Below are 638 nucleotides of genomic sequence, written 5' to 3' on the forward strand. Positions count from 1 at the left end.
TTAACCTGAACTCTGGATAAAAAAATGGAACTAAGTGCCTGTTCCAAGATCAAAATTTTCGACCAAGAAAAAAACGATCTTATTAGGAACAGGCATGGATAAACTAGTTGAACTCTTCTGCGATGTCGATGATTTTTGTCGTGTATTCATTCCACTCTGGGAACAACAGTGTATCGAGGAAGGACATCGTCAACGCAGACGTCATGGCCGCATGAGTGCCAGCGAGATTATGACCATTGTGATTGCTTTTCATATGTCACATTATCGCGATTTCAAAAATTTCTACTTTGGACTAGTCCGACGATACCATCAACAAGACTTTCCCACCCTGCTCAGCTATACCCGGTTCTTAGGCGTCGTTTCCTCAGTTTTAGGACCGCTTTGTAGCTATTTGACGCAGGTGAAAGGGAAACCCACGGGACTCGCTTTTGTCGATTCCACAAGTATTCGTGTTTGTCATAACATTCGTATCCCTCGCCATAAGGTGTTTGACGGCATAGCGAAACGAGGAAAAGGGTCAATGGGAGGGTTTTTCGGTTTTAAGCTGCATCTGATAGTCAATCATCAGGGAGAAATTGTGTCAGCCAAACTCACTCCGGGTAATGTCGATGATCGGGAGCCTGTCCGTGAGTTAGCAA

General features: G+C 44.4%; 1 protein-coding gene. It reads left to right on the forward strand.

The window, feature by feature from the left end; all coding sequences use genetic code 11:
- Positions 1-94: 94 nt before the first annotated feature.
- Positions 95-638 (forward strand): IS982 family transposase (locus ACGF5R_RS24315; RefSeq protein ID WP_387693197.1); only part of this gene is annotated, 544 nt, incomplete at its 3' end.

Origin of the sequence: Photorhabdus sp. RM71S (genome assembly GCF_042879355.1) — a bacterium.
Taxonomy (GTDB): domain Bacteria; phylum Pseudomonadota; class Gammaproteobacteria; order Enterobacterales; family Enterobacteriaceae; genus Photorhabdus; species Photorhabdus kayaii.